Raw genomic sequence first — 23711 nt, 5'->3', positions numbered from 1 at the left:
GGACGTGAGTCGGTTACTGAATCTCCAGCGGCTCAAATGACTTCACCAATTCGTCCACCGCCTTCACCTGCCTCAGGAATGGCTCCAGCTTGTCCAAGGGCAAGGCGCTGGGCCCGTCGCACTTCGCATTGGCCGGGTCGGGATGTGCCTCCAGGAACAAACCGCCCAGACCCACCGCCATGCCGGCGCGTGCCAGATCCACCACCTGCTGGCGTCGTCCGCCGGAGGCCGCGCCACCCGCCTCGCGTTGCTGCAACGCATGTGTCACGTCAAAGATGATCGGCAAGTTGCCCGTTGTCCTTTTCATCACGCCAAACCCCAGCATGTCCACCACAAGGTTGTCATAGCCGAAGCTCGCTCCGCGCTCGCACAGCAGCACCTGATCGTTGCCGGCCTCCCGGAACTTCTCGACGATGTGAGTGACCTGCGATGGGCTCAGGAACTGCGGCTTCTTGATGTTGACGACGCGGCCAGTCTTCGCCATCGCCACGACCAAGTCCGTCTGCCGCGCCAGGAACGCGGGGAGTTGCAATACGTCGGCCACTTCGGCCACGGGTTGAGCCTGCCAAGGTTCGTGGAGATCCGTGAGCACTGGTACGCCAAAGCGCTCTTTGACGGCCCGCAGAATCTTCAGCCCCTCTTCCAACGCCGGGCCGCGATAGGAGTGGATGGACGAGCGGTTGGCCTTGTCGAAGCTGCCCTTGAACACGTAAGGGATGCCGAGGCGCTGGGTTACCTCCACGTACCGTTCGCAAACATGAAGTGCGAGGTCGAGCGACTCCAGCACGTTCATGCCGCCGAAGAGAACGAATGGCAGGTCGTTGCCGCAGCGAATCGTGGGTGTGATTTGGATTGACGTCATGGAAACCCCTTTCGGGCGGCGATTGTCAGGCACGACTCGCGGCCCATAGTAAGCTGGAACAAACTTTCAAGCCCCCCATGAACACTCATCGAAAACCTCAAGTTTGCGTACTTGGGAGCGCCGAGCCTGGTTCGCGAGCGTACGACCTCGCAGCCGAAGCGGGCGAGGCCTTGGCGAAGCTCGGTGTAACGCTCGTTAGCGGTTGCGGAAGTCCTGCAACGAGGATTGCCGCGGAACGCGCCGTGCAGGCAGGCGGACTAGTTCTGAGCATCGTCCCTCCGGCCGAGATGCCTCCGCCGGATTGGCCAGCCACGGTGGTCTTGCCCTGCGGTATGGGGGACGCTCGCAACCTCCTGATGGCCCTTGCGGGGGATGCTTGCATCGTGATTGGTGGGCGGGCCGGGACCAAATCCGAGGTTCATCTCGCATGGCTTCACAAGCGGCCATTGCTCCCGCTCGTCGGCTGCGGCGGTTGGTCCGACGAACTGCCGTCCAATCCGCCCGACGAGCGTGCAAACTCCCGCATCCTTCCCTGGAGCACCGTCGCAGAGTTGCAAGCAAACTTGCGCACCCTCGGGCTCGTCGCCGATGCGGCTTCAAACACCGCATGAAGAACGTCGTCATCACCGCCGCCACGCCCGAAGAACTTCGTTCTGGTGAACTCGGGCGCAAGCTGCGCCACTACAACTATGGCTTCGTCGGCGAGTATCCCGAGCAGCAGTACATCCGCCTCAACGCCAGAGACGAGCGCGGCCGCGTGCTTGGCGGGCTGAGAGGCTTCGTGTTTCTCTACTGGCTCAACATCGAAGTGCTGTTCGTCGAAGCCGATATGCGTGGCTCGGGGTTGGGCAGTCGTCTTCTCGCTGAAGCCGAGCGGCAAGCCATCGAGTTGGGTGCGAAGCATGCAAAGCTCGAAACCTTCGAGTGGCAGGCGCCAGGGTTCTACCGGAGGCACGGCTACGAGGAGTACTCGCGCATTGACGACTACGCTCCCGATTTCTACCTGGCGCTCATGAAGAAAAGCCTCTCGCCACGCCGAGACTCAGCGCTCAGTTCGGCGTAGTTCCCTGCGGTGCCGCCTTCTTGGCCGCCTTGGCGTTGCGTGCTTCGACGCGCGCCTGCCCGGCATTCGCAGACTTGCCACTCCCGACAGGATTGACTTCAGCATTGTTGGCCGAGTCACCGGTCGGCGCCTTCACCATGCCTTGGGGCCGTGAGTCGAGGCGCTGTTGGGCCTTGCTGCCGGCCTTTCCAGTCGCCAGTGGGTTGACTTCAGTGTTGTTCGCCGAGTCGCCGGTTGGCGTCTTCACCATACCTTGGGGGCGCGCCTCCGCCTTGGATTCGGCGCGGTTCTGCGGCTTGGTGTTTGTGACCGGTTGTTGCTCCGAAGATGCTCCGGGCGGATTCTGCGCATAGGCGCCCGCTGCGAACAGGCTTGCAATTGCGATCGCGAGAAACTTGGTCATCTGGACTCCTTGAGGTGTCGAGGTGCGACCCCTCCTCAACGGCGGCGATTCTTCCGACGTTGACGTACCTCTGGTCGCGACTTGCCCGCGTGTCGACCGTCTGTGCTCAGACCATCAGCGCGAGGCCTGGAGAACGCCGGCTGGCCCAGAGATTGACCAATGCATCGAGCTCCGTCTGGAAGATTCCGGTGGTGGTCTTTTTCGCATGTTCGCCGTCGCCGCCAACGATCCGTGACGCGTACCACTTCCCATCGGCGAGCAGCAGGTGGTGGCCCAGGCATTCGAGGCCATAGGGCGATCTTGAGCTGCGCGACATTCGACGCAGGAGCAGCCCCTTGGCTTTGCTGCCAGGCACTCCGACCAGCGAAACGAGCATGTATTCCCCGTCGTCCTGGACGACTCGGTCACCGAGGTTCGGGTGGTCTGGGAGCTCGGATTCCGCCGGATGCTGAGGATTTGACATGGCACCCTGAATAACGGCAGCCAGGCAGCAAGATTGAATACTTCCGAGGGCAGAATTCCGCATGCAATCGAAACAGCTTCTCGCGCAGAACGTCGAATTCGGTAACGCAGGCACCCTGGACACCAATGGAACCGGCTGGTTTGTCGGGTTCAGCGATTGGACCAAGAACCCGCCAGCGCACCTTCGTCATGTTCCGCCCGAGGAGCTTGCCGCTGGGCTGTGCGTCAAGTGGTTCTCGCATGCAGCCGGAGACCCCAACGGCGAACCCAAGCCGTTGAGCGTGGGGCGGACGATGTCGGTCCTCGTAAGCCCGGCCAGCGAATTCAGGATTGAGTTCTCGACCACCGCCGACTTCGCATCGGAAGACACCCTGTCGTACACCCTTCGCTCCCACGGCGACTTTGTCATATGGGGCCCCGGCGTGTTTCATCGCGCGTTTGGCGTCCAGCCGGCATGCATACTCACGGTCCGTTGGTCCACGCCGCGGTAGATGGCACGCGGCCACAAGGCCGCCGCAGAAGGAGCAGTCAATGTTGCCGCCGACCTTCTCGGTCGAATGGCGTGCGGGACCAAAGTCGTCGATCACGAACGTGTGTTCGGGCTGCGAGAGCAGCCGTTCGACGTCGTGGCGGTCTACCACGTGGCAAACGGGCTCATCGAACGCGTGTGGCTGTTTCCTGCGGAATGAGCACAGAGAGCCACTCACGCGCCGGCTGACGCGCTTCGCCTAGACTGCTGCATACCAAGACCCCCCGGAACACTGCCTTGACCAAAGCACGCGCTGTGCCCATGCCTAGCAACAGCGTTCTCGCGCCGCTCTACACGGGCGCAGACCTCTTGGACGCCTTTGCAATTCGACTGCCGGCGGAGGCCAGCAATGACGTCGAAGTGCTGGCACGCGCCGCATTCGAGCGACAGGCGTGGTGGATTCGTGTGCTCACCTTCATACGCGACGTGGTGATGATGACGGTCGGCGTCACATCGTCGCGCGCCGTCGGCCTTGCTGGCGCGGCGCGGGGGCCGGTTATCGGCTACTTGCCGGTGCTGTCAAAGACCGCAACCGAGTTGGTAGTGGGCGCGGATGACCGGCACCTAGACTTCCGCGCCACCATCCAACTTCGCGCCGATGCTGAGAATGAGCGCGAGCTGGTCACGAGTACGGTGGTGCATTGCCACAACCGGCTGGGGCGCGTCTATCTTGCAACGATTGCGCCATTTCATCGTTTGATTGTTCGGGCCAATCTGGAGCGAGCAGTCCGAGCAATGAAGGCTTGAGCATGCTTCCTCTCGGAACTGACCCTCCATCACTTGCAGTTCTCGCGGAACGCGTGGGTGCATCCTTGCGCAGGCGGGGAGAGTCGGTTGCAGTCGTTGAATCTTCTGCAGGAGGGCTCGTGTCCGCATCGCTTCTTGCGATACCCGGGGCCTCTGCCTTCTACCTGGGAGGTGCCGTCGTGTATTCGAGGCGAGCTGGTCGGGCGCTTCTAGGGCTGACTGCCGCCGATCTCAAGGGCATGCGTGGTGAAACCGAGCCCTATGCACTGCTCGTCGCCGGACGGATGCGCGATAGTCACCGCGCAACTTGGGGGCTCAGCGAGAGTGGCGCGTCAGGCCCTTCTGCCAGTCCGTACGGAGACCCACCCGGTCGGGTGTGCCTCGCGGTCGTCGGCGCAACGTCTGTGGCTAAAACCATCGAAACAGGGGATGTTGATCGGGCCGCGAACATGGACATGTTTGCGCGACACCTGCTTCATTTTTTTGACGAGGTGCTGCGAGCACGTCCCGAATAGGTAGCGAACGTTCTCGGCGCCCAGTCTTCGATGGCGCGCCCTTGCGATCATGCAGGGATGCGGCTCCGTTTTTTTTCGCGGCTACATTCCCGACAAGAAACTCAGAGGCAGTCGTGAAGGAGGAACCAGTGCTCATGTTGAGATCTATAAGAAGCTTCGTGCTACCCATCTTCTTGGGCATGGTCTTGCTCGGAAGCGCTTCTGGCCAATCTGGCAATGCGCCGATCTTGTTGCATTCCAGCTATGCGTTGAACACTCTCCCAGTGGCGATTTACCAGAACATCAAGGTCGACGATTTCAGAAGGCTGGTGATAGGCGCCTTCGAGGATTCCGGGTTTTCGCTGACCACCATTGCGAAGACGAAGGATGAGGCAACTCAGTACAAGTTTTCCTATTCCGTGCCCGTGGGAAAAAAGGTCCGGAGCGCCGAACTCGTGGTCAGGGTGAACGAGAACCAGGACCGGAACAAGAGATGTGCCAACTGTTTCTTGCGGTTGGCTGAGTTACCCGACCTTGCCACCTTGCAGGAGCTTCCCTGGATGGACCAGTATGAGGTAGCCGGTCATATCTTTCCGGCGATCGATCGCGCGTTTGCCAAGATTCGTGCGGACGGGCAATCCGCTATGGACGCGCGCTTTGGGTTCAACTACCGAGATCAGTGGCGAGGAGAGCGAAATTTGTACGAGAACTCATTCGTTGGGATTGACCTGCCCGACCTGAAAGCCGCAACCATCGCTTCCTACCGCGCCGCAGGCTTCACGTTCGTGGGCGACGACCAGAAAGACCCGGCCATGGGTCGCTCGGAACTGGTTTTCTCTTTTCCCATCGATCCCGATCAGGCCGCTGGGGTCGTCTACAAGATCCTGCTTGTGAGCCAACTCGACGAGCGCGGCGCTTGCTTCCCTTGTGAAATGAGGGAAGCCTACGATCCCTACCAGCAGCTCCCCGCGGCAGGCCTCTCCGGCATGTCGAACCGACTGTCGCTTGAGCCCCGATTTGCGGCGGCGCGCAGTCTCGCTTTTGATCAATTGAAGGGGGCTACCGAGCGCCACTTGCGGCCAAGAACCGTGTTTTTTGTGCCGTCAAAGCCTGCGCCACTAGGGTCGCCTCGTCCGCGTCCCGTCCCGCCCGTGGTCACGTGAACGGCCTGATGGTTCCGGGCGGCCTGCTGGCGTCGCGCCCCAGGTTCGACTGGGTTCTCATCTTGGGGCCGCTGACGTTGGCCCTTGGTCTAGGGATGATGGCGTCCACGTCGCCCGCGATGCTGATTGCCATGGTCTTGATCGATGTCTGGCTCTTCGCCAATCCCCATGTAGTGGCGACCTACACCCGGATCGGTGCTTGTGCCGCCGACGTGAGACGGCACTGGTTCCTGATTTTCTTTCTGCCGGCGATTGTCCTGGCGGGTGTCGTGGCCACGGCCCTGGCGTACGAAGTGGCGGGCTTGTTCACCCTTTATTTTGTTGCGCAGACCTACCACGTCGCACGTCAGTCCTTCGGTGTTGCCAGGGCCTATCGGCGAACGGAATCAGGCCCGTTCCGCCCGGATCGCGTGGCTGAAGCGCTCGTCTATCTTTTCCCGGCGTGGGGATTGCTCGCGCGATGCGCCGATGCCCCTCAAGCCTTTCTGGGCTATCCCATCCAACTGCCTGCGATCTCGGCTCAGGTTGTCGACGCAACGGGGATTGCGACCCTCGTTTGCGGCGTGTGGTGGCTGCAAAGGCAGTGCCGCGCTGCGCTGACTGGGAAGATCAACTGGCGGCACGACGCCTTTGTAGCGTCCCACCTTGGTGTGTCCTTCGTCGCCTACATCTGGATCGCAGACATCACTTTGGGATGGCTCGTGGTCAACATCTGGCACAACCTCCAGTACCTCTTGTTTGTCTGGATGCAGAACATTCGCCGCGACATTCAAGCGCAGGACGCCATGGCCTCCCAGGTCGATGTCGCCGGGCTTTGGAGGAATGCAGCCCGGTACGGCGGCGTTTGTCTGGTTCTTGGCGCAGCGCTCTATCAGGCAGCCGACTGGACAGGTACGCAATTGCTTTGGCTGGGACTGCCCATGGTGCTCATCACGCACTTCACCCTCAACTTTCATCACTATCTGGTTGATGGGGTGATCTGGAAGCGGCGGCGTTGAAACTGGTTGCAGCGCTCCTCACAATAGATAGTGTCAAGCAATAGCCTGGAAATACTCAAAGTGATGGACTGGGTCCCTGTAGTCTTCATTACGTTCAAGGTTCTCGTGTTCGTCACTGGCATGTTCTTCGCCATCAAGTGGCACTACGAGAAAGGGAAGAAGGGGAAGGAGAAGCAGAGCGGAGTGCTGCGCGCGGGCGGCAAAGTGGCCGCAATCTTCGTGCTGTCGCTCCTGGGCCTCTCGCTCCTCACCTTCGGCCTTAGCAGGATGCTCGGTTTGGACTTGAGCTTCCCATGATGGCTACGGTCCTCCGTTTTGCGCTTGTGTCACACGCAAGCAGACGGGAAGTGAGAAATGGAAGCGCAGAACATTCGAACGGCGATTGATCGACATTGGGCTGCATCAGCTGCAGGTGAACAAGTCGTCGAGCACGAGATTTATCACGACGATGTTGTGTGCGCGTACCCACAGTCCGGCGAGGTGATCCGTGGCCGTCACAACCTTCAGGCGCTTCGCAGCCACCACCCTGGCAAACCGTCGGAGTTTGTTGTCCGGCGGATCGTGGGAGAGGGCAATCTCTGGATAACCGAGTACATGATCAACTACGAAGGCAAGCAGGCCTACACCGTGAGCATCATGGAGTTTCGAGACGGAAAAGTGTCCCGCGAGACTCAGTACTTTGCTGATCCCTTTGACGCCCCCGTTTGGCGCGCTCAGTGGGTCGAGCGCGAAGCGTGATCGGCGGCGCCTCGAGAGTTCGTCGCTCGTCAGCGTCAGAAGAATCCTGGCTTCCTACGGACCCGCGCGATAGAAGTAGTACGTGGCCGTGTATGGCATGCGCGCGATCTGCGCGGCATTCGTCGCATTGCAGCGCTCGGCGGGTGCGAGACCTCCGACCGTCCTCACCCGCTGGATGCTTGCGGTTTGAGCGAGCATCCCCGCGCACAACCGGTCACCGCGGACAGCGCCGTCGCCGTGACGAGGACACGCAAATGGAGAGTCTGCATGGTGGGTCTTCTCTGAGATGCGACGAGCCCTTCGGCTGTCCGCGTCCTCGAAAAACTTCCAATCACCGCATGGCCAGGTCCAGACCCATCCAATTGCAGAATTCAAAAGTGAGGAACAGCATGAGGAACGCAGAAGCGACGAACGCCGCGCCCACCTTAATAGATGTCAGCACCACCGTAGCTGTCTTTTGATTCTTTTCCTTTTGTCCCCGATCGTAGTGCCACTTGACGGCCAAATACATGCCCACGCTGAGCACGAGAACCTTGAAAATAATAAAAGAGATAGGGATTGAATTCATGGTTTAAAGGATATTGATGGCGACACGGCGAAATGCCCCATTGCGGCGAATAGCTCAATTGACCGATAAAGAAACGGAAAACAATCTAAGGCGGAGCAGTCCGCCGGCACCACAGAAGCACTCTCATCGTGCTGTCGAGTGTTCAGCTTCCAGGCTGATACGTACAGAACCAGATCTCCTGAAAATCTCCGTATCAGATGCAAGCAGACCGGCAGTCGCTCCGGGGCACGCCGACATCTGATACGAAAATCTCGGGAGCGGTCCAGGACGACCGTATCAGAGCGAGATGCCCATGAACCGCTACGAGAAGCTTGCCGACAACATCGCTCAGCGCATTCGCGCGGGCAGCCTGAAGCCGAACGATCGCCTTCCCTCCGTGCGCGAACTGAAGTCGCAGATGGGCATCAGTGCGTCCACAGTGTTCTCTGCTTACTACCTGCTGGAGGCGCAAGGGCTTATCGAAGCGCGGCAGCGGTCGGGCTACTTCGTCCGAGCGCGCGCGGAAGTGCCGGCCAACGAACTCGCCGCCAGCGAGCCTGTCCTCCGGTCCATGTCGGTCGACGTGTCGTCGCTGGTCTTTCAGGTCCTTGCACAGGCTCGCGAGCGTGACATGGTCCCGCTCGGCTCGGCTTTTCCGTCGCCAGAGTTGTTTCCCTTCGAGCAACTTGCCGCCGGCCTGACGCGAGCGCTCAAGCGGATGGATCCTTGGCAGACCGTCGAGGATTTGTCACCAGGAAACGCCCTTTTACGCCATCAGATCTCCCTGCGTTACGGCAGCATCGGGATGGATGTTCCTGCGTCAGAACTGGTCATCACCAGCGGGGCGATGGAAGCACTCAATCTCGCGCTCGAATCGGTGACGCAGCCAGGCGACGTCGTGGCGATCGAAACGCCAACTTTTTATGCTGCGTTGCAGGCACTGGAGCGGCGCGGTCTTCGCGCGGTCGAGGTTGAGACCCACCCGCGAACAGGCGTGGATCTCGGCTCTCTTGCTCGCGTGATCGACCAGCATCCGGTGAAGGCCTGCTGGTTCATGCCGACCTTCCAGAACCCAATGGGCTGCACCATGAGCGACGCAGCCAAAGAGCAACTGGTCAGCATGCTCGCCGCTCGCGGCATACCGCTGATCGAAGACGACGTGTACGGCGAGCTCGCGCATGGGCCTCGGAGACCGCCACCGGCCAAGGCTTGGGACCGGGCTGGCTGGGTGCTGCACTGCAGTTCTTTCTCGAAATCCCTGGCACCCGGATATCGCATCGGTTGGGTAGCGGGCGGTCGCTTCGCAGCCACTTTGGGTCGGAACAAGTTGATGAGTTCGCTGGCGACGGCACTTCCCTCGCAACTGGCGTTGCAGGAGTACCTGCAACACAAGAGTTTCGATCGTCACTTGCGCGCCCTGCGGCATTCGTTCAGCCGCCAGCAGGCTGCCTGCTTGCGACTTATCGATCGATACTTTCCGACTGGAACGCGGGTCACGCGCCCCGAGGGCGGCTATTTCCTGTGGCTCGCGCTGCCAGAAGGTGTCGACACGCTCGCACTGCACAAGGACGCTCTTCGGCTCGGCATAGGCGTAGCGCCCGGCCATTTGTTTTCAGCCGACCGCCGATACACCCGGCATCTGCGCATCAACTACGGGTATCTCGACGACCCGCGCCTGGAAGGGGCTATCAGGAGTCTTGGAGATCTCGCTAACGCGCAGCTTGAATCTGTGGGGGTCGAGTGAGCGCTTTCAGGAGGGCCCAATATCTGCAATGGGGGCGCACACCAGCCTCTGACAGGGTCATCAGACCGCCCGATATACTGGCCCGCGTCACGTTGACAAAGCGTGATCGGGTGTGGAAGCCCGGCCCAACACCCCTGCGACGAAAGCCGCAGGGACTCCGCAGGACTTGCGGCTTTTTCGTTCGCGCCAATTTTTTGGCGGCCCGAGCGGGAGGGCTCGCGCCCTGCCGGTTTCCTCAGGGGTGTACCGGTCTTCCACCCCGTTCGGGCTGCCGCCTTCATGTGGAAGTGAGAGCGGTAGTTTCAGCAATCACACTCCCTGGAGGCCATTCATGGCACACCCTACCTGCGCGCCCGCGCGCCACCCTCACGTACATCCCAGCGGCGAGAGCCCACTTCCTCAAGCCAATCTCGCCGCTCAAGTCATCACCGAAATCGAAGCATTGCAAGATGCCTACACGGCCATCACCTGCATCGACAGCCTCATGCGCCACCTCCCGCGCGATCGCGAGGAGCGCCGTGTCGGTGCGGCCGATCTGAACGCACTCATCTCGGTGGTCACGACAGAGTTCATGCGGCGTTCGGACGCCGTCATGGCAACGACCGAACGGATGCTCCCTACCCCACCGCCGAAGCCCTGCTGAAGCGCATCCATGGCCTGCCTCATCAGGCAGGTCATCCGCGCTCCTCGCTATTCAACGCCGCACGCAGCGCCTCTACCGCAACGGCCACCACGAGGCCGGTCAGGACGATTCCTCCAACGCCAAGCAACATGGCCAGCACGCGGGCGAGCCCCGACTTGGGCACGAGGTCGCCGTAGCCAACCGTCAGCCCGGTGACGAACGAGAAGTACAGCCCGTCGGTCAGCGGCCACCCCTCCACCTTGGCGACGAGCAGGCCAACCAGCGGCATCAATACCAGCAAGCCCGAGAGCGCGGGCCAGACGATGGTCAGCCCCCGCCAAAGCTCACGAAAGAACCTGCGCCGGATGATCCTGGATGCGTTCATTTGGTACTCGCTCGATGAACATCAGGTTGAGAGACGGGCTGGGGCGCGCGGCTTCTCCAGCGCTCCAACACCCACACCGTGGCGGACGCGTAGAACGCCACCCCCACGAAAAGGCACACGCGCATGACGGAGCCTTTGAGGACGCTCTTGCCGCTCGCGCTGTCTTCGATCGCGGGGCCGAGCAGGATCAGCGCGGTCACCAGCGCATTGGCCCAAAACGAAGGGCCGAAGCGCGTGCGCCGCACGCCGAACATGGCCGAGCCAGCCCACAGTGCCGCTGCCATGAGCCACAGCACCAGCATCCAGAGGCTGGGCCACAGCGACAGGCCCATCCACACCACCATGCCGATGAAGGAACCCATGAGGGTCGAGCCCACGAGTTCACGGCTGGCAGCGCCCGCCTGTGCTTCGCCCGCCTGTTGTGCCAGCGTCGCGGTCTTCATGACGGCGGCGAGGTAGAACGAAGGGTTGGTCAGGGCCAGCACGAACACCGGCATCACGATGATCGTCCCGCGCAGCGCGATCCAGTTGGCAGACGCGGCGCCGGCACGCGGCGCAGGCGCCCTCGCCTGCTGCGGCGGATCGGGAAAGAGCGCACTGGACAGACCGCTCACCAGCGTGCCGACGCCGAGTCCGACCGCGAGCGTGACGCTGAGCACCGCGATCAGCGATTGCTCCGCCACGCCGGCCACGGGCATCATCGCGAACGAAATCACCAGCAAGGTCGTCACCGGACCACCCCGCACCTGCCCGGCGAAGAACACCGCATAGAGCACCACGGCCGTCAGCAACACGCCGGCCACCGCGTAGTGTTCGAGCAGCGGGACCATCACGACGCCGGCCGCCACCAGCCCCGCGAGGATCAGCGCCACGACGACGCCCTTCACCAGCGGCATCGGCGGGCCGGGCTTGCAAAGCACCAGCACCGCCATCACGCAGACCACGAACGGCAGCTTGGCCGCGAACCCGTAGGCCAGCCCCGTGGCGAGACCCAGTCCGATGGTCAGGCGCAGGCTTGCCTTGTCGCCGCGTGTCATGGATGGCTCCGCCTCAGTAGAGGTACGACAGCCAGCTCACGACGCGCATGTAGAACGCGCCGAGGGCATTCATCACCGGGTGGTCGCCGGTGTAGACGAGCACTTCGGCCTGGCCACCCACCTGGACGCCGCGCAGGCGATCGAGTTCGGACGGGTCGAACTCCACCACCACCGGAAAGCGCTGGGCCTGCCGCAGCCAGTCGCGGTTGTTCTCCACCGTGGGCAGTGCGCCGGGCGAACCCTGCTTGCCGCTGCTCACGCCTCGGCCCACGCTGCGCACGCGTCCCTTGAGCACCTGCCCGGGCAGCAGGTCGAGTGCGATGACGGCTTCATTGCCGGGCTGGATGTTGCCGAGGTTGTTCTCCGTCATCTCGGCGCTGATCCAGAGGTCGTGCATTGCGATCAGTGTCAGCAGCGGCGCGCCGGGCTGCGCGAAGAGGCCGACGTCGGTGGTCAGGTCGGTGACCCTGCCGCGCGCGGGCGCAACTATGGTGGTGCGGGCCAGGTCGAGTTGTGCTTTCTCCATCGCGGCCCGTGCGCTTTGCAGTTGCGCGTTGTCGTCCCCGCTGCCGCCGGCAGCTTCCTGCGCCTTGCGCAGGTCCGCCTCCGCGCGCTTGGCCTGGCTGCGCGCCTGGTCGCGCGTGGACTGCGCGATCTCCAGGCGCCGTACGGAGATAGCGCCCGCGTCTTCGTCGTGCAGCCGCTCCTGCCGGCTGGCATCGCGCTCGGCCATCTCGCGGCCGGCCTGTGCGGCACCTAATGCGGCACGTGCTGCATCGACGGCGGCAACCGAGCCCTGCACGGACCGCCGCACCGATTCGTAGTCGGCTTGCGAACGACGAAGCGCAATGCGGAAGGGCTCGGGGTCGATGTCGAGCAAGAGCTGCCCCGGCTGCACTTCGTCGTTGTCGCGCACGTGCACTGCCAGCACCTTGCCTGCGACCTCCGCTGCTACAGGGACCACGAAGGCCTGCACGCGCGCTTGAGAGGTACTGGGCGTGAGACGGTCGCCGACGAAGTAGATGACCAGACTTCCGAGGATGAGCACGATCAGCACCAGCGCGGCGATGCGCGAGCCGGTTCCGGTCTTCGGTGCGTGTGCTTCGGGCGTGGCGGGTTGCTGGCTCATGGCGTATCGCTCCGTTGCCGCGAGGGCGGCTCTGCCCCGGGGGGCGGCAGGGGATCGTTCAGAAGTGGCGTCCAATCGCTGCGCTGGGTCATCGCACGGCGCGTTTCGTCGTCGATCGGCAGCGGGCGATCGCGGCCGGCCTGCCAGCCGCCGCCGAGGGCCTTGTAGAGATCGACGAGGCTCTGCACCACACTGCCCTGCGTGCTCACAAGCTGCTCCTGCTGGCTGAAGAGCGTGCGTTGCGAATCGAGCACGCGCTGGAAGTCGACCAGCCCTTCCCGGTACTGGATCGTCGCGATGTCGAGCGAGCGGCGCGCGGCCTGCACCGCACCCTGGAGGAGATCGATCTGCGCGCGATTGCTCGCGAAGCCAACCGCGGCATCGTCCATCTCGCGCGCGGCGGTCAGCACCGTGTTCTGGTACTGCTCCTGCAACTCGCGGAAGCGTGCGTCCTGCACCAGCACCTGGTTCTTGAGGTTGCCGTGATCGAACACGTTCCACACCAGCACCGGGCCGATCGCCCAGCTCGCGGTGTTCGACGAACCCGCGAGCGATGTCGCCGAGAGGCCGAGCGTGCCGCCGAGTGCGATCGAGGGATAGAGCGCCGCCTCGCTCACGCCGATCAGCGCGGACTGCGCTGCGAGCTGCATCTCGGCCGTGCGCACGTCGGGGCGCCGACGCAGCAGGTCGGCGGGCACGTCGACGATCAGCCCGAGCTCCGCGCGCGGGATGCGGCCCTGCCCTGCCTGCATCTCCGGCAGAGGCCCCGGCGGCCGTCCGAGCAGCACTGCGAGTGCGTTCTGCGTCTGCCGCAAGATGCCCTCGAACTCAGGAACGGTCGCCAGCGTGCCGAGATACAGCGAGCGCGCCTGCTGCACATCGAGCTCGGACTCGTTGCCGCTCTTGAACAGCCGCTCGGTGATCTGGAGGCTGCGCTTCTGGATCTCGGCGTTCTCGTGCGCGATGCGAAGGCGCAATTCCGTCGTGCGGATGCTGCCGTAGAGGCTGGCCGCCTGTGCCGCGACCAACACCTGCACATCGTCGTACTGCGCAATGCTCGCGAAATAGGCCGCGTCAGCCGACTCGATGCCACGCCGGTATTTGCCCCAGAAGTCCACCTCCCAGGCAATGTTGAAGCCCGCGCTGGCGCTCCAGAAGGCGGTGCTCGTGCCGCGCGACTGACGCTGGCCCGCGCGCAGCGCATTGGCGTTGACCTGTTGCACCTGCGGATAGAGGCCGCTGCCCGCAATGCCGAGCTGCGCGCGCGACTCGAGGATGCGCATCGCCGCGAGTCTCACGCCGGGATTGCGGCGATGGGCCTCGGCCACGAGATCGTCGAGCACGGGGTCGTCGAAGCTGCGCCACCAGTCGTCTTCCACGAGCCTCGCACGTGGCTGCGCGTTGGTGGAGAGCGTGCGCGTGGCATCGCCCGACCAGTCTTGCGCCCACGGCACCGTGGGCCGGGCGAAATCCGGCCCGAGCATGGTGCAGCCGCCCAGCGCCAGGCACGCGGACCAAATCAGGGTCGCAACGGGCCAACGCTGGATCGTGGCCGGCATGCCTTCAGTCGGCCGGCTTCGGACTCGCCGCAACCCAGCCCATGAAGATCTGGTAGCCGAGCGCGAGCAAGGTGGCACCGACGAACATGCCTAGGATGCCTGCAGTCGCCATGCCGCCGAGCGCGCCGATCAGGATCACCGGCATCGGCGCATCGACGCCGCGGCCGAGCATCAGCGGCTTGAGCACGTTGTCGGCCATGCCCGCAACCAGCAGCAGCACGGTGTAGGCGATGCCGGCGGTGGTGCTTTGGTCGCCGCGCGTCCAGAGCCAGATGATCGCGGGCAGGCTCACGATGATCGCCGGCACCTGCGCGATGCCGAGCACCAGCACGATCACCGAAAGCACGCCCGCCCACGGAATGCCCGCGATCAGCAGGCACACCCCGACGATGATGGCCTGGATGAAGGCCACGCCGATCACGCCCTGTGCCACTGCGCGGACCGTCGCGGTCGAAAGCTTCGCGAACTCGACGCCGCGCGCGGGCCCGATGACGCGCACGAAGATCGCGTGCATGGCCCTGCTGCCGGCCTCGCCGAAGGCCATCACGATGCCCGCGATGATGATTGCCGCGAGGAACATCAACATCGCACCGCCGATGCCAGCGACCGCGCCGAGCGCTGTGCGCGCAAGGTTGCCGATCTTCGGCTGCATGCTCTGCACCAGCGCCGGCAGGTCGTCGTGGGCCTGCGTCCAGATGGCGAAGACTTTCTTGCCGACGATCGGCCATTGCGCGACGCTCTCGCGCGGCGCAGGCAGTTGCAGCGAGTTGCTCTGCACGTTGGCGATCAGTTGCCGCACCGAATCGCCCATGGAGCTCAGGAGCACTGCGGTCGGGACGATGATCAGCACGATGCCCGCGAGCACCAGCACGGTCGCGGCGAGCCCCTGCCGCCCGCCCATGCGTCGCGCCAGCGACTGCTGCGCCGGGTAGAGCGTGATCGCAAGGATCAGCGACCACGCGATCAGCGTCAGGAACGGCGAGAAGACGCGGTAGCACAGCAACGCGAGCACGACCACGAGGCCCGCGCGAATCAGCACATCCATCAGCGCGGACGCACCGCGAGAGACGAGTTCGTCGTTGGATCCTTCAGGCATCTGCATGCTCGTCTCCCGTTGGCTTCAACCGCCCAGCGCGATGATGACGGCCTGGATGCCGGCCCCGAGCGCCGCCATCACGAACGCCGCCCGCCATGGCCTCAGGCCTGCGTAGCGCCCCCATTCATGGCCGCACAGGAACATCATCGCGATCCCGATGGCTGCCGACACGCGCATCGCGGGGCGCACCTCGGTGAAGAAGAAGAACGGCAGCACCGGCGGAAAGGTCGATGCGAAGACCAGCAGAAAGACACCGACGCCGCCCACCAGATCCTGACGTGTCAGTTCGGCAACCGGCGCCACATGCTCGGGCTGCGCGACCATCCACTGCCGCGTGCGTTCGAGATCGGAGGGCCCGAGCGCACTTGCGAGCGGACCCAGCTCCTGCGCGATCAGCTGATGGGCCGGTTCGGTCCCGCGCGCCTCGATCACCTCGCGCCAGAGGCGGGCCTGCCGCGCCCGCGTGACGAGGTTGCGCAACACGTACATCACGGCATCGACGAAACCCCAGGCGAGATTGCAGCCGATTGCAGCGATGAGCATCTCGCGCACCTCTTTCTCGCCGGCGGTGGCCACGCTCAAGGTGCCCGTGAAGCTCAGGACCATGAACAGGCCGAAGAGGATCTCGGAATTGCGGTCAATCGGATCGAGTACTCGAGTGCCCATCTGAATTCCTCCCTGCTCCCTGTGTTCCTGCCGCTAGAACGTGACCTTGGTCGAGAACTGCAGGCGCGAGTCGGGTTCCGACGCGCCGTCCTTGTTCTCTCGTCGGCCCCAGAGGTACTCGAGGCCGGTCGTGATGTTCTTCTGCAGGTTGTAGAGGAGGTTGGCAGACGCGTAGCTGCCCTTGCGGAAGGCGTTGCCAAGTTGGCCCTCCGTGTTGCTCTGCCGATGCTCGCTGTAGCCGATCGCGCTGGTCCACTGCGCGTTCCACGCGTGGTTGTAGTAGAGCAGCCAGGCGGTCGACGGCACGGTCTCGGCGCGCAGGGTGGCGTTCGGTGCGAGGTCCACGCCGCCGTCGTTCGCATAGCTTGCGATCGCATGGCCGTACGCAGCCTGCCAGGTCAGCGAATCCTTGCCGCCGAAGAACTTGAAGGCGCCCGAGAGGTTCACCCCGTAGCCGGTCTGATGGCCCGAGGGGTTGCCACCCGGCGTGTTCGCGAACTGGTAGCCCACCTGGCGTACCATGCCGGCCGCTCGCACATGGCCCCAGTCGCGATCGAGCCGGAACGATGCGATCGCGTCCGGTGTGCGGTTCCAGGGCTGCACGCCGACACCGAAGGCCGGGTCGACTTCCGTGAGCTTGCCCGTATCGAGCACCGAGTTCGGCGCCTCGAGCGACAGCGCGACCTTCATGCCGTCACGATCCAGCGCCGTATAGCGCAACTGCGGGTTGCGCAGGAACATCATGCCGCTCGGTCCCCAGTAGTCGATCGTGTTGGGGAACACGTCGATGTCCATGAAGTTCGAGTAGTACTGCCCGACGCCGATCGCGCCGAGTTCGCCCCACACGTTCAGCCAGTGCACGTGAGTGCCACCGTCCGTGCCGAAGAGGTCGAAGCTCACGTCGGTCTTGATCTGGCCGTAGGTGGTCGGGATGAAGCTCTTGAAGCCGAGGCTCGACTGCCGCACGCTGAAGGTGGTCGCGCCGTCCTTGCCGCAGCCCGGATCGCCCGGGCAGTTGACCGGGATCTGCGAAGGCCTCAGCGTCGCGCTCCACTGCGGGTTCATGCGCTTGGCGTCGTAGATCGCATCAAGCATCACCTGCCCGTAGAACTCGACGCGCGCCTTGTCCTTGTCCGGCGCGTTGTCGTCAGCGACCGAGCGCGGCGCAATCACCACGGCGCCGACCGGCGCGCCCGCCGCTGCCGCCGCCGGTTGCGCCGCCTGCGCAGGCTGAGCCTGCTGCTGCCGCTCCAGCGCCTCGACACGCCGCTGCATGTCCTCGATCGTCTTCAAGGCTTGCTGAAGCTGCGCCTTCAGTTCATCGACCTGCGGGTCGGCCGCATGGGCCGTGGGCAAGGCCTGCATGCTTCCGACGACCGCCAGAGTCCAAAGCGATCTCCTCATGACACCCCCTCTAGTGTGGAGTTGACAGCTCGCTATCGACCAGCGCTGATCGGTTGCGATGATAGGAATCGCGATCCGGCCGTCATTAGCGCGGCGGGACAATTTGTTGGCGAATTGGGACAGCGCCCTGCGCAATGAAAGCAGCTATCAGTACGGGTGCGTCTACGACGTCTTCGCCTGTTCGTTGTGCGCTGCGTGATGCGTGCGGCCGAGACCCCGCACCGCCATCCATTCCGAGGCCGTCATGCCGAAATGCGCGCGAAACCAGCGCGAGAACTCGGCACCCGATGCGAAGCCGAGCAATTGCCCGACCTCGTAGCAGGTCCGCGCGCCACCGGTGAGATACGACTGCGCCATTTCTGCGCGCACGCCCTCAATGACCGTCGACACGCTTTCACCCGAGACCGACAGTTGCCGGTTCAGCGTTCGGCGGTGCGTCCCGAGGTGCTCCGCGACACGCTCGACCGAGCAGGTTCCACTGGGGATCAGCACGCGGGCAACCTGCCGGACCCGGTCGAGCGGTTCGTCCTTCGATTCGGTGAGTTGCTGGTCCAGCCATCGCTTGAGCGCGTGGCCCAACTCGGGATCGGCCTGGGGAATCGGCCTGTCGAGATCGCGGCTGCGGCAGACGATGGCATTGAAGGGATGCAGGAAATCGATGGGTACCCCCAGCACCCGACTGTGGACGTCGAGACTGTTCGGCCGCCCATGGCTGAAGCAGATGCTGACCGGATCGAAGTCGTCGTGCGTCAACGCGCGCAGCGTACGCAGCGTGATGCCGGCCGCCATCTCGATCCCCTGGCGCGAAGTGCCGTGCCTCTGCAACCTGAGCTGCAGGAAGACCATCGCGAACTGGCCCATGTCTTCCGTCCACAGGCGCAGGCCGCCGTTCTGCACGCATTGGTAGCGGGCCAGCGATTCGAGCGCGGCACGCAGCGTCGGCTCCTCGCGCACCACCGCGGCGAGGACGCCGAGGTTGCTGATCCGGCGAGTCTCCGCAAGCAGCAGCCCGAAGGCCTCCTGGCCCGATTCGCGCGCCGATGCCTCCAGCAGCGTGGCCACCGAATCGACGCTGATCAGCGTGTCCTTGTCGGAGAGCATTGAGGGCGGCAGGCCAGCCAGCTTCATCATGCGCACAGGATCGAGCCCGACCGAGCGGGCCAGCGCGTCGTAGCCCGTCAGGGTCGCGCCCCGTGTCAGGTGGCCTGCCACCGGCGACTTCTCGTCGCGAAGCTCGTTCATGGTGCCTCCATCCGTTTGCTCGACATCTGGAGCGCCTGTTGCGGCGCAGCAGCAGCTCGGCTTGTATCGGCTTCGCCGCCGGTCACATGCCCCGGTCGGCCGCCTGTTGTCTCGGATCCCACCCGACGTTGGGCGGTTTCCGGCTCTTGCGATTATTGACAAGCGTTTCGTCGGCGAACATCGCACTTTCGGAGGATGCGGCCGCACGTGCCCCAGGGTCTGCGTCAGTCCCTGCGTATAGTCGCCCAGCTGTCCGCGCACGGACTGTGAGAACTAGAACCATAGACAGGGGGATGCCGATGCCCATCACGGACGTCAGCAATTTCGTTTTCTTCCAACTGATCAACGACTACCTTCGGGACGAGATCAACACCTTCCAGTGGAACCTGCTGACCAGCACGGCCCAGTTCATCGGAGCCATTGGCCTGATGCTGCTGTCCGTCTGGATCGCACTCCAGGGCTTTCGCGTCGTCACGGGCCGTTCTCGGCAACCCATGATGGCGCTGGTGGGCGACTCGCTTCGCGCCGTGCTCATCCTGGGCATTGCCACCGGTGCGGCGGGCGTCTCTTCCAACCTCTACTGGGCGCTCACCGACGGCACCGCCAGCGGTATCACAGCACTCGTCTCGCAGCACGCCGACAGCCCCTACGCGAACATCGACAAGAACCTCGCGTACATGCAAGGTATGTTCTCGGCGATCGATTCGCTCGCGAGTGGCGGTGATCCTTCCGTCGAGTCCGCCAAGAGCCGGGCCTTGTGGTTCTCCGGCATTGGCATTGCCGGCCCGGGCGTGATCGGCGGGTCGCTCCTGCTGCTCAACAAGATTGCTCTTGCGCTGTTCGTCGGCTTCGGACCTTTGTTCGTCCTTTGCCTGCTGTTCCAGAAGACGAGGGCGTTGTTCGAGAAGTGGCTGCTGTATGGCATCGGCACGGTTTTCTCGCTGGCCGTGCTCAGCTTCATGGTTGGCCTTGCCAACAACATCGTGCAGGCGGTGGCGATGTCCTTCCTGGCAAGGTTTGCGGTGCTTCTGGCCGATCCCGGCTCCCTCGGAGATGCTTCCACAGCGGGAGAAGGCATCACATCGCTGGCGATGCAGCAAGGCGGCATCGGGCTGGTGCTCACCACGCTCATCGTCAGCACCCCGCCGATGGCGGCGGCGTTCTTCCGGGGCGTGCTGGGGCAGTTCCAGGTTTTCTCCGCGTTCGGGATGATCGGGCGGGGGACGCAGGCTGCCGGATATGCAAGTCATTCGCGGCGTGCAGCGGTGATGGCAGATCACACCAAGCGTTCTTCGAACCCAATCGGTGAGAGCGAAGGGCAGCTCATGACCGGCCGCCGCCTCCAAGGAGCGCCCGGCCACAGCAACGCCGCCCTCGACTACATCAAGCTCCACGAGTGGTCGGACCTCAGCAATACGTCGTTCTCGAAAACGCGAGGCGCTCCTGCGGAAACGAGGGCGATTGCCAACGCGAATGAGTCCGACGCCGCAGTTGAACCAAAGATCGTTGGCGTCGGGACGAATGCTCAGGGTCGGAGCTATTACGAATGGAGCACGGGTGCGGAGACGACTCAGATTCGGATGCAAACGCTCACAGCGTATTCGCTGGAACCGCTCCGTATTTCACGCACCGGCCCTCGCCCTGAGACGCAGTACTCAATCGGAATTTCCGGGACGATCTTCGTGCCGATAACCCCTATCGGCATACCAGCAATCGGTATCGGTGGAGGTGCTTCAATTGGTATTTCGACAGACGGTTCCGTGCCTGGCACCTCACTGTTTGGGCAAGTCCAAGCCAATGCGATGGTTGGAGTCGGCGCGTTTGCGGGCATTGGCCTTGCCCCCGGTGTTTCCCGGTCCGAGGCGTCACCCGGGAAGGGGTGGACCACATCAACTTCCGGGTACTTCGAAGCCGACGCCGGTTGGGGTATGTCAGGCGGGATCGCCGGCTCCATTGACGAAGGAGCGAAGATCAGCAGCGGCTCACTTGGAGTTCCACTGAAAGCTATCCCCGGGGTTGGGTACGGAGCAGCGGCCGGAATCGGTGTCTCAACGTCCAGCACGTATGCGAGCCAGCCCCTAGGCAACGTGCTTGGAAGGGTTCACCCAGCGCCTGTCTCTGAGGAGGAAAAGCGTTGAAATTGCCTCATGTTCTTCGTCGCCCCCTATTGGCGATCGGTTTGGTCGGCCTGATCGCGTCGCTGGTCTCTCTGCTGGGCGTCTGGGCGTTCGGAGTGCATCAACTCACCGTCACATTGAAAGCCGGCATAGCGATCGCGTACTTTTCGTTCCTATTGCAGTGCTACCTAGACCGGAAGCCGATCAAGGTTCGAGACGGTTCTTCCGTGTCACCGACAGCGAATCCAATCCTCTATCGCGCGATCTACGCTTTTTTTGTCGTGTTTGGCGCAGCCTGGGCAGCAATCATCTTCCTCTGAGCGCCATTGACGCAACTTGAGAAAGCCCTGCTCAATCCCTCGCTTGCAACCAATGCACGCTGAAGAGCCGATCCGGATCGGTCCACACTGCGGCGGGCCGGAAGCCTGCCTCGACCGCCAGTGCACGCAGGCTGTCGACGGTGAACTTGTACGAGTTCTCGGTGTGGATCGTCTCGCCTTCCTCGAAGGCGAAGCGCTGGCCGTCGAGCGCAACGGTCTGCGCGCAGCGGCTCACAAGGTGCATCTCGATGCGCTGCAGCGGCGCGTTGTAGAACGCCGCGTGGGTGAAGGCGTCGGGCTCGAAGTCGGTGTCGAGCTCGCGATTGGCGCGCTCCAGGAGGTTGAGGTTGAAGGCTGCAGTCACACCCTGCGCATCGTTGTACGCGGCGTGCAGCAAGGCCGGATCCTTGACGAGATCGACCCCCAGCAACAGCCCACCGCCACGCAGCAGCCGGCACGCGAGCTGGAGAAAGGCCAGCGCCTCTTCGGGGCTGAAGTTGCCTAGCGTCGAGCCAGGGAAGAAGCCGACGCGCTGCCCCAAGCCCTTCTCTCGCGAAGGCAAGACCAGCGGCATGGTGTAGTCGGCCACCATGGGCTGCACGGCGAGTCGCGGGTAGTCAGCGCGAAGGCGGTCGGCGGCAGCCTCGAGGTGCTCGCCGGAGATATCGATCGGCACGTAGCGGCGCGGCGATTCGAGCGCATCGAGCAGCAGTCGCACCTTGGTGAGCGAGCCCGCGCCGAATTCGACGATCTCCGCGTCGGGCCCGATCTGCGCCGCGATCTCGGGCGCGCATTCGGTGAGGATGCGCACCTCGGTGCGCGTGGGGTAGTACTCGGGCAGCTCACAGATGCGGTCGAACAGCGCCGAGCCCGCTGCGTCGTAAAAGAACTTCGGCGAGATGCTGCGCTGCGGCTGGTTCAGCCCCGCATGCAGCTCGCGTGCAAAGTCGGACAGCGGCGCCGCGCGCTGCGCCGCGCGAAAGGCGTGGACGTTGAATGCATGTGTGCGCATCAGAGATCCTTCGCGAGCCGCAGCCCCGAGAACTGCCAGCGTGCCGCCGGCGGGAAGAAGTTGCGGTAGCTCGGCCGCGCATGCCCTTGAGGCGTCGCGACGCTGCTGCCGCGCAGCACGATCTGGCCGACCATAAACTTGCCGTTGTATTCGGCCGCGACGCCCGCCAATGGACGGAAGCCTGGGTACGGGTCGTAGGACGAGCGCGTCCATTGCCACACATGGCCGTGCATCTGGGTGATGCCGGGCACGTCGTGCGCGGCTTCCCATTCGAATTCGGTGGGCAGGCGCGCGCCGGCCCATTCCGCGTAGGCAGCAGCTTCGTAGAAGCTCAGTTGCGCGACGGGTGCTTCGGGCTCCATGGGCCGCACGCCATGCAGGCCGAACACTTGCCAGCCGGCTGCCGCACCGTGGTGCGCGAGCCGTGGATCGTCGGGCGCGAGCCAGTACGCCGGGCATCGCCAGCCCTGCGCCTGCACCGTGGCCCAGCCATCGGACAACCACAGGTCGGGACGCTGGTAGCCGCCGTCGGCGATGAACTGCGCGTATTCGCCGCAGTTCACGAGGCGATCCGCAATCGCGTGGGGATGCAGCAGGGTCGCATGTCGAGGGGTTTCGTTGTCGAAGGCAAAGCCGGGGCCAGCGTGGCCCGCTTCCATGACGCCGCCGTGACGTTCGATCCATTGCATCGGCGGCGCGACCGATGCAAGACGCAACGCCGGCCCCGACGTGGGGCGATACGCCGGCAACACCGGATTGCAGGACAGCGCATGCAGGATGTCAGTGAGGATCAGCTCCTGATGCTGCTGTTCGTGATTCAAGCCCAGTGTGACGATGGGTTCGATCGCCGGCCAGTCGCCTTCGCCCACGGTGCCGAGCAATGCGAGCACCGCTTCATCCACGTGCTGGCGGTAGGCGTGCACTTCATCGAGCGAAGGCCGCGTGAGCAAACCGCGCTGCGGCCTCGGATGACGCGGGCCCAGCGCCTCGTAATAGGAATTGAAGAGATAAGGAAACCGTTCGTCGAACAACCGGTAACCACTGGCGTGCGGCTGGAGCAACACCGTCTCGAAGAACCACGTGGTGTGCGCCAGGTGCCACTTGGTGGGGCTGGCGTCGGGCATGGACTGGATGCACTGGTCTTCGGCCGAAAGAGGCGCTGCCAGTTCGAGCGAGTGGGCGCGCACCGCCTGGAAACGCTCGCGCAGTTCCTCCGCCGCGGGCGCGGCCGGCCGGATCAGGTTCATGGGGACTCCAGTGTTGGTTGGTGGTTTTTTAGCCCATGCACACAACGGGACGCCGTAGGACAAGACCCCGCCCGTTGACGGACAGGGCAACCGGAACGCCGGCGCGGCGGAACGTGGCACTGTGT

The 23711-nt window shown here is 63.7% G+C and carries 29 protein-coding genes; 14 read left to right on the top strand and 15 right to left on the bottom strand.

Annotation, left to right across the window (positions count from 1 at the left end; genetic code table 11):
- Positions 1 to 13: 13 nt before the first annotated feature.
- Positions 14 to 862 carry a 3-deoxy-8-phosphooctulonate synthase gene (kdsA, locus tag FHW64_RS00280; RefSeq protein ID WP_184524135.1) on the bottom strand — a complete coding sequence of 283 codons (849 nt, stop codon included), beginning with the start codon at positions 860 to 862 and terminating at the stop codon, positions 14 to 16.
- Between the two features lie 77 nt (positions 863 to 939).
- On the opposite strand from kdsA, the gene FHW64_RS00275 reads away from it, so the two are divergent.
- Both FHW64_RS00275 and FHW64_RS00270 read left to right on the top strand, forming a co-directional pair.
- A complete protein-coding gene (locus tag FHW64_RS00275) occupies positions 940 to 1473 on the top strand; it encodes a Rossmann fold nucleotide-binding protein (protein ID WP_184521799.1) in 534 nt (177 codons plus the stop codon).
- Positions 1470 to 1925: an N-acetyltransferase gene (locus FHW64_RS00270; RefSeq protein ID WP_184521796.1), complete on the top strand. Its 456-nt coding sequence runs from the start codon at positions 1470 to 1472 to the stop codon at positions 1923 to 1925. Before FHW64_RS00275 ends, FHW64_RS00270 begins: the two co-directional genes overlap by 4 nt.
- Here the strand turns inward: FHW64_RS00270 and FHW64_RS00265 are convergent.
- A complete protein-coding gene (locus FHW64_RS00265; protein ID WP_184521793.1) occupies positions 1912 to 2328 on the bottom strand; it encodes a hypothetical protein in 417 nt (138 codons plus the stop codon). The two genes, FHW64_RS00270 and FHW64_RS00265, sit on opposite strands and share 14 nt — an antisense overlap.
- A gap of 106 nt (positions 2329 to 2434) precedes the next feature.
- Positions 2435 to 2791: a hypothetical protein gene (locus FHW64_RS00260; RefSeq protein WP_184521792.1), complete on the bottom strand. Its 357-nt coding sequence runs from the start codon at positions 2789 to 2791 to the stop codon at positions 2435 to 2437.
- Between the two features lie 61 nt (positions 2792 to 2852).
- Here FHW64_RS00260 and FHW64_RS00255 point away from each other — a divergent pair, with 61 nt between their 5' ends.
- The 8 genes from FHW64_RS00255 to FHW64_RS00220 all read left to right on the top strand — a co-directional run bounded on the left by FHW64_RS00255 (position 2853) and on the right by FHW64_RS00220 (position 7459).
- Positions 2853 to 3281 (top strand): hypothetical protein, encoded by a 429-nt coding sequence (locus tag FHW64_RS00255; protein WP_184521789.1) that lies wholly within the window; start codon positions 2853 to 2855, stop codon positions 3279 to 3281.
- Positions 3282 to 3479, top strand: coding sequence for a hypothetical protein (locus FHW64_RS00250; protein WP_184521786.1), 198 nt, complete (start codon positions 3282 to 3284; stop codon positions 3477 to 3479). It begins immediately after the preceding gene.
- A gap of 77 nt (positions 3480 to 3556) precedes the next feature.
- Complete coding sequence (locus FHW64_RS00245; protein WP_184521784.1) at positions 3557 to 4066, top strand: DUF2867 domain-containing protein; 510 nt, start codon at positions 3557 to 3559, stop codon at positions 4064 to 4066.
- A 2-nt stretch (positions 4067 to 4068) separates the two neighbouring features.
- Positions 4069 to 4581, top strand: a complete 513-nt coding sequence (locus FHW64_RS00240) for a CinA family protein (RefSeq protein ID WP_184521781.1) — start codon at positions 4069 to 4071, stop codon at positions 4579 to 4581.
- A gap of 158 nt (positions 4582 to 4739) precedes the next feature.
- Positions 4740 to 5723 carry a hypothetical protein gene (locus FHW64_RS00235; RefSeq protein WP_184521778.1) on the top strand — a complete coding sequence of 328 codons (984 nt, stop codon included), beginning with the start codon at positions 4740 to 4742 and terminating at the stop codon, positions 5721 to 5723.
- A complete protein-coding gene (locus tag FHW64_RS00230) occupies positions 5720 to 6721 on the top strand; it encodes a hypothetical protein (RefSeq protein WP_184521775.1) in 1002 nt (333 codons plus the stop codon). The genes FHW64_RS00235 and FHW64_RS00230 overlap by 4 nt, the downstream gene beginning before the upstream one ends.
- A gap of 63 nt (positions 6722 to 6784) precedes the next feature.
- Positions 6785 to 7018: a hypothetical protein gene (locus FHW64_RS00225; RefSeq protein WP_184521772.1), complete on the top strand. Its 234-nt coding sequence runs from the start codon at positions 6785 to 6787 to the stop codon at positions 7016 to 7018.
- Positions 7019 to 7075: 57 nt separating this feature from the next.
- A complete protein-coding gene (locus FHW64_RS00220) occupies positions 7076 to 7459 on the top strand; it encodes a nuclear transport factor 2 family protein (protein WP_184521769.1) in 384 nt (127 codons plus the stop codon).
- 54 nt (positions 7460 to 7513) lie between these two features.
- On the opposite strand, the gene FHW64_RS00215 is transcribed toward FHW64_RS00220, so the two are convergent.
- Both FHW64_RS00215 and FHW64_RS00210 read right to left on the bottom strand, forming a co-directional pair.
- Positions 7514 to 7834: a DUF3455 domain-containing protein gene (locus FHW64_RS00215; RefSeq protein ID WP_184521767.1), complete on the bottom strand. Its 321-nt coding sequence runs from the start codon at positions 7832 to 7834 to the stop codon at positions 7514 to 7516.
- The gene (locus tag FHW64_RS00210; RefSeq protein ID WP_184521764.1) at positions 7791 to 8027 is read right to left on the bottom strand and encodes a hypothetical protein; all 237 of its coding nucleotides are present in this window, start codon (positions 8025 to 8027) and stop codon (positions 7791 to 7793) included. Before FHW64_RS00210 ends, FHW64_RS00215 begins: the two co-directional genes overlap by 44 nt.
- A gap of 292 nt (positions 8028 to 8319) precedes the next feature.
- On the opposite strand from FHW64_RS00210, the gene FHW64_RS00205 reads away from it, so the two are divergent.
- Both FHW64_RS00205 and FHW64_RS00200 read left to right on the top strand, forming a co-directional pair.
- Complete coding sequence (locus FHW64_RS00205; protein ID WP_184521762.1) at positions 8320 to 9750, top strand: PLP-dependent aminotransferase family protein; 1431 nt, start codon at positions 8320 to 8322, stop codon at positions 9748 to 9750.
- A 331-nt stretch (positions 9751 to 10081) separates the two neighbouring features.
- Positions 10082 to 10393, top strand: a complete 312-nt coding sequence (locus FHW64_RS00200; protein ID WP_184521759.1) for a hypothetical protein — start codon at positions 10082 to 10084, stop codon at positions 10391 to 10393.
- Between the two features lie 31 nt (positions 10394 to 10424).
- Here FHW64_RS00200 and FHW64_RS00195 read toward each other — a convergent pair whose 3' ends face one another.
- From FHW64_RS00195 to FHW64_RS00160, 8 genes are all read right to left on the bottom strand, one after another.
- Positions 10425 to 10757 carry a potassium channel family protein gene (locus FHW64_RS00195; RefSeq protein ID WP_221210188.1) on the bottom strand — a complete coding sequence of 111 codons (333 nt, stop codon included), beginning with the start codon at positions 10755 to 10757 and terminating at the stop codon, positions 10425 to 10427.
- Positions 10754 to 11794 carry a DUF2955 domain-containing protein gene (locus FHW64_RS00190; RefSeq protein ID WP_184521756.1) on the bottom strand — a complete coding sequence of 347 codons (1041 nt, stop codon included), beginning with the start codon at positions 11792 to 11794 and terminating at the stop codon, positions 10754 to 10756. The genes FHW64_RS00195 and FHW64_RS00190 overlap by 4 nt, the downstream gene beginning before the upstream one ends.
- A gap of 13 nt (positions 11795 to 11807) precedes the next feature.
- Positions 11808 to 12923 (bottom strand): HlyD family secretion protein, encoded by a 1116-nt coding sequence (locus FHW64_RS00185; protein ID WP_184521753.1) that lies wholly within the window; start codon positions 12921 to 12923, stop codon positions 11808 to 11810.
- On the bottom strand, positions 12920 to 14482 hold the full coding sequence (locus FHW64_RS00180; RefSeq protein WP_184521750.1) for an efflux transporter outer membrane subunit: 1563 nt from the start codon (positions 14480 to 14482) through the stop codon (positions 12920 to 12922). The genes FHW64_RS00185 and FHW64_RS00180 overlap by 4 nt, the downstream gene beginning before the upstream one ends.
- 4 nt (positions 14483 to 14486) lie before the next feature.
- On the bottom strand, positions 14487 to 15578 hold the full coding sequence (locus FHW64_RS00175) for an AI-2E family transporter (protein ID WP_184521747.1): 1092 nt from the start codon (positions 15576 to 15578) through the stop codon (positions 14487 to 14489).
- Between the two features lie 24 nt (positions 15579 to 15602).
- The gene (locus FHW64_RS00170; protein ID WP_184521744.1) at positions 15603 to 16244 is read right to left on the bottom strand and encodes a VIT1/CCC1 transporter family protein; all 642 of its coding nucleotides are present in this window, start codon (positions 16242 to 16244) and stop codon (positions 15603 to 15605) included.
- Between the two features lie 33 nt (positions 16245 to 16277).
- Positions 16278 to 17648, bottom strand: a complete 1371-nt coding sequence (locus FHW64_RS00165; RefSeq protein ID WP_184521741.1) for a DcaP family trimeric outer membrane transporter — start codon at positions 17646 to 17648, stop codon at positions 16278 to 16280.
- Between the two features lie 162 nt (positions 17649 to 17810).
- Entirely contained in the window at positions 17811 to 18890 is a 1080-nt protein-coding gene (locus tag FHW64_RS00160; RefSeq protein ID WP_184521738.1) for an AraC family transcriptional regulator, read from the bottom strand.
- Positions 18891 to 19189: 299 nt separating this feature from the next.
- Here FHW64_RS00160 and FHW64_RS00155 point away from each other — a divergent pair, with 299 nt between their 5' ends.
- Both FHW64_RS00155 and FHW64_RS00150 read left to right on the top strand, forming a co-directional pair.
- On the top strand, positions 19190 to 21028 hold the full coding sequence (locus FHW64_RS00155; protein ID WP_221210189.1) for a type IV secretion system protein: 1839 nt from the start codon (positions 19190 to 19192) through the stop codon (positions 21026 to 21028).
- Entirely contained in the window at positions 21025 to 21327 is a 303-nt protein-coding gene (locus tag FHW64_RS00150) for a hypothetical protein (protein ID WP_184521733.1), read from the top strand. The genes FHW64_RS00155 and FHW64_RS00150 overlap by 4 nt, the downstream gene beginning before the upstream one ends.
- Positions 21328 to 21358: 31 nt before the next feature.
- Here FHW64_RS00150 and egtD read toward each other — a convergent pair whose 3' ends face one another.
- Entirely contained in the window at positions 21359 to 22339 is a 981-nt protein-coding gene (gene egtD / locus FHW64_RS00145) for an L-histidine N(alpha)-methyltransferase (protein WP_184521730.1), read from the bottom strand.
- Positions 22339 to 23586: an ergothioneine biosynthesis protein EgtB gene (gene egtB / locus FHW64_RS00140; protein ID WP_184521727.1), complete on the bottom strand. Its 1248-nt coding sequence runs from the start codon at positions 23584 to 23586 to the stop codon at positions 22339 to 22341. The genes egtD and egtB overlap by 1 nt, the downstream gene beginning before the upstream one ends.
- Positions 23587 to 23711 lie beyond the last annotated feature (125 nt).

This window comes from Variovorax sp. Sphag1AA, from assembly GCF_014192575.1.
Taxonomy (GTDB): domain Bacteria; phylum Pseudomonadota; class Gammaproteobacteria; order Burkholderiales; family Burkholderiaceae_C; genus Variovorax.
Note: the sequence above shows the minus strand (reverse complement) of the source record. Positions and strands in the feature narration are given on the sequence as shown.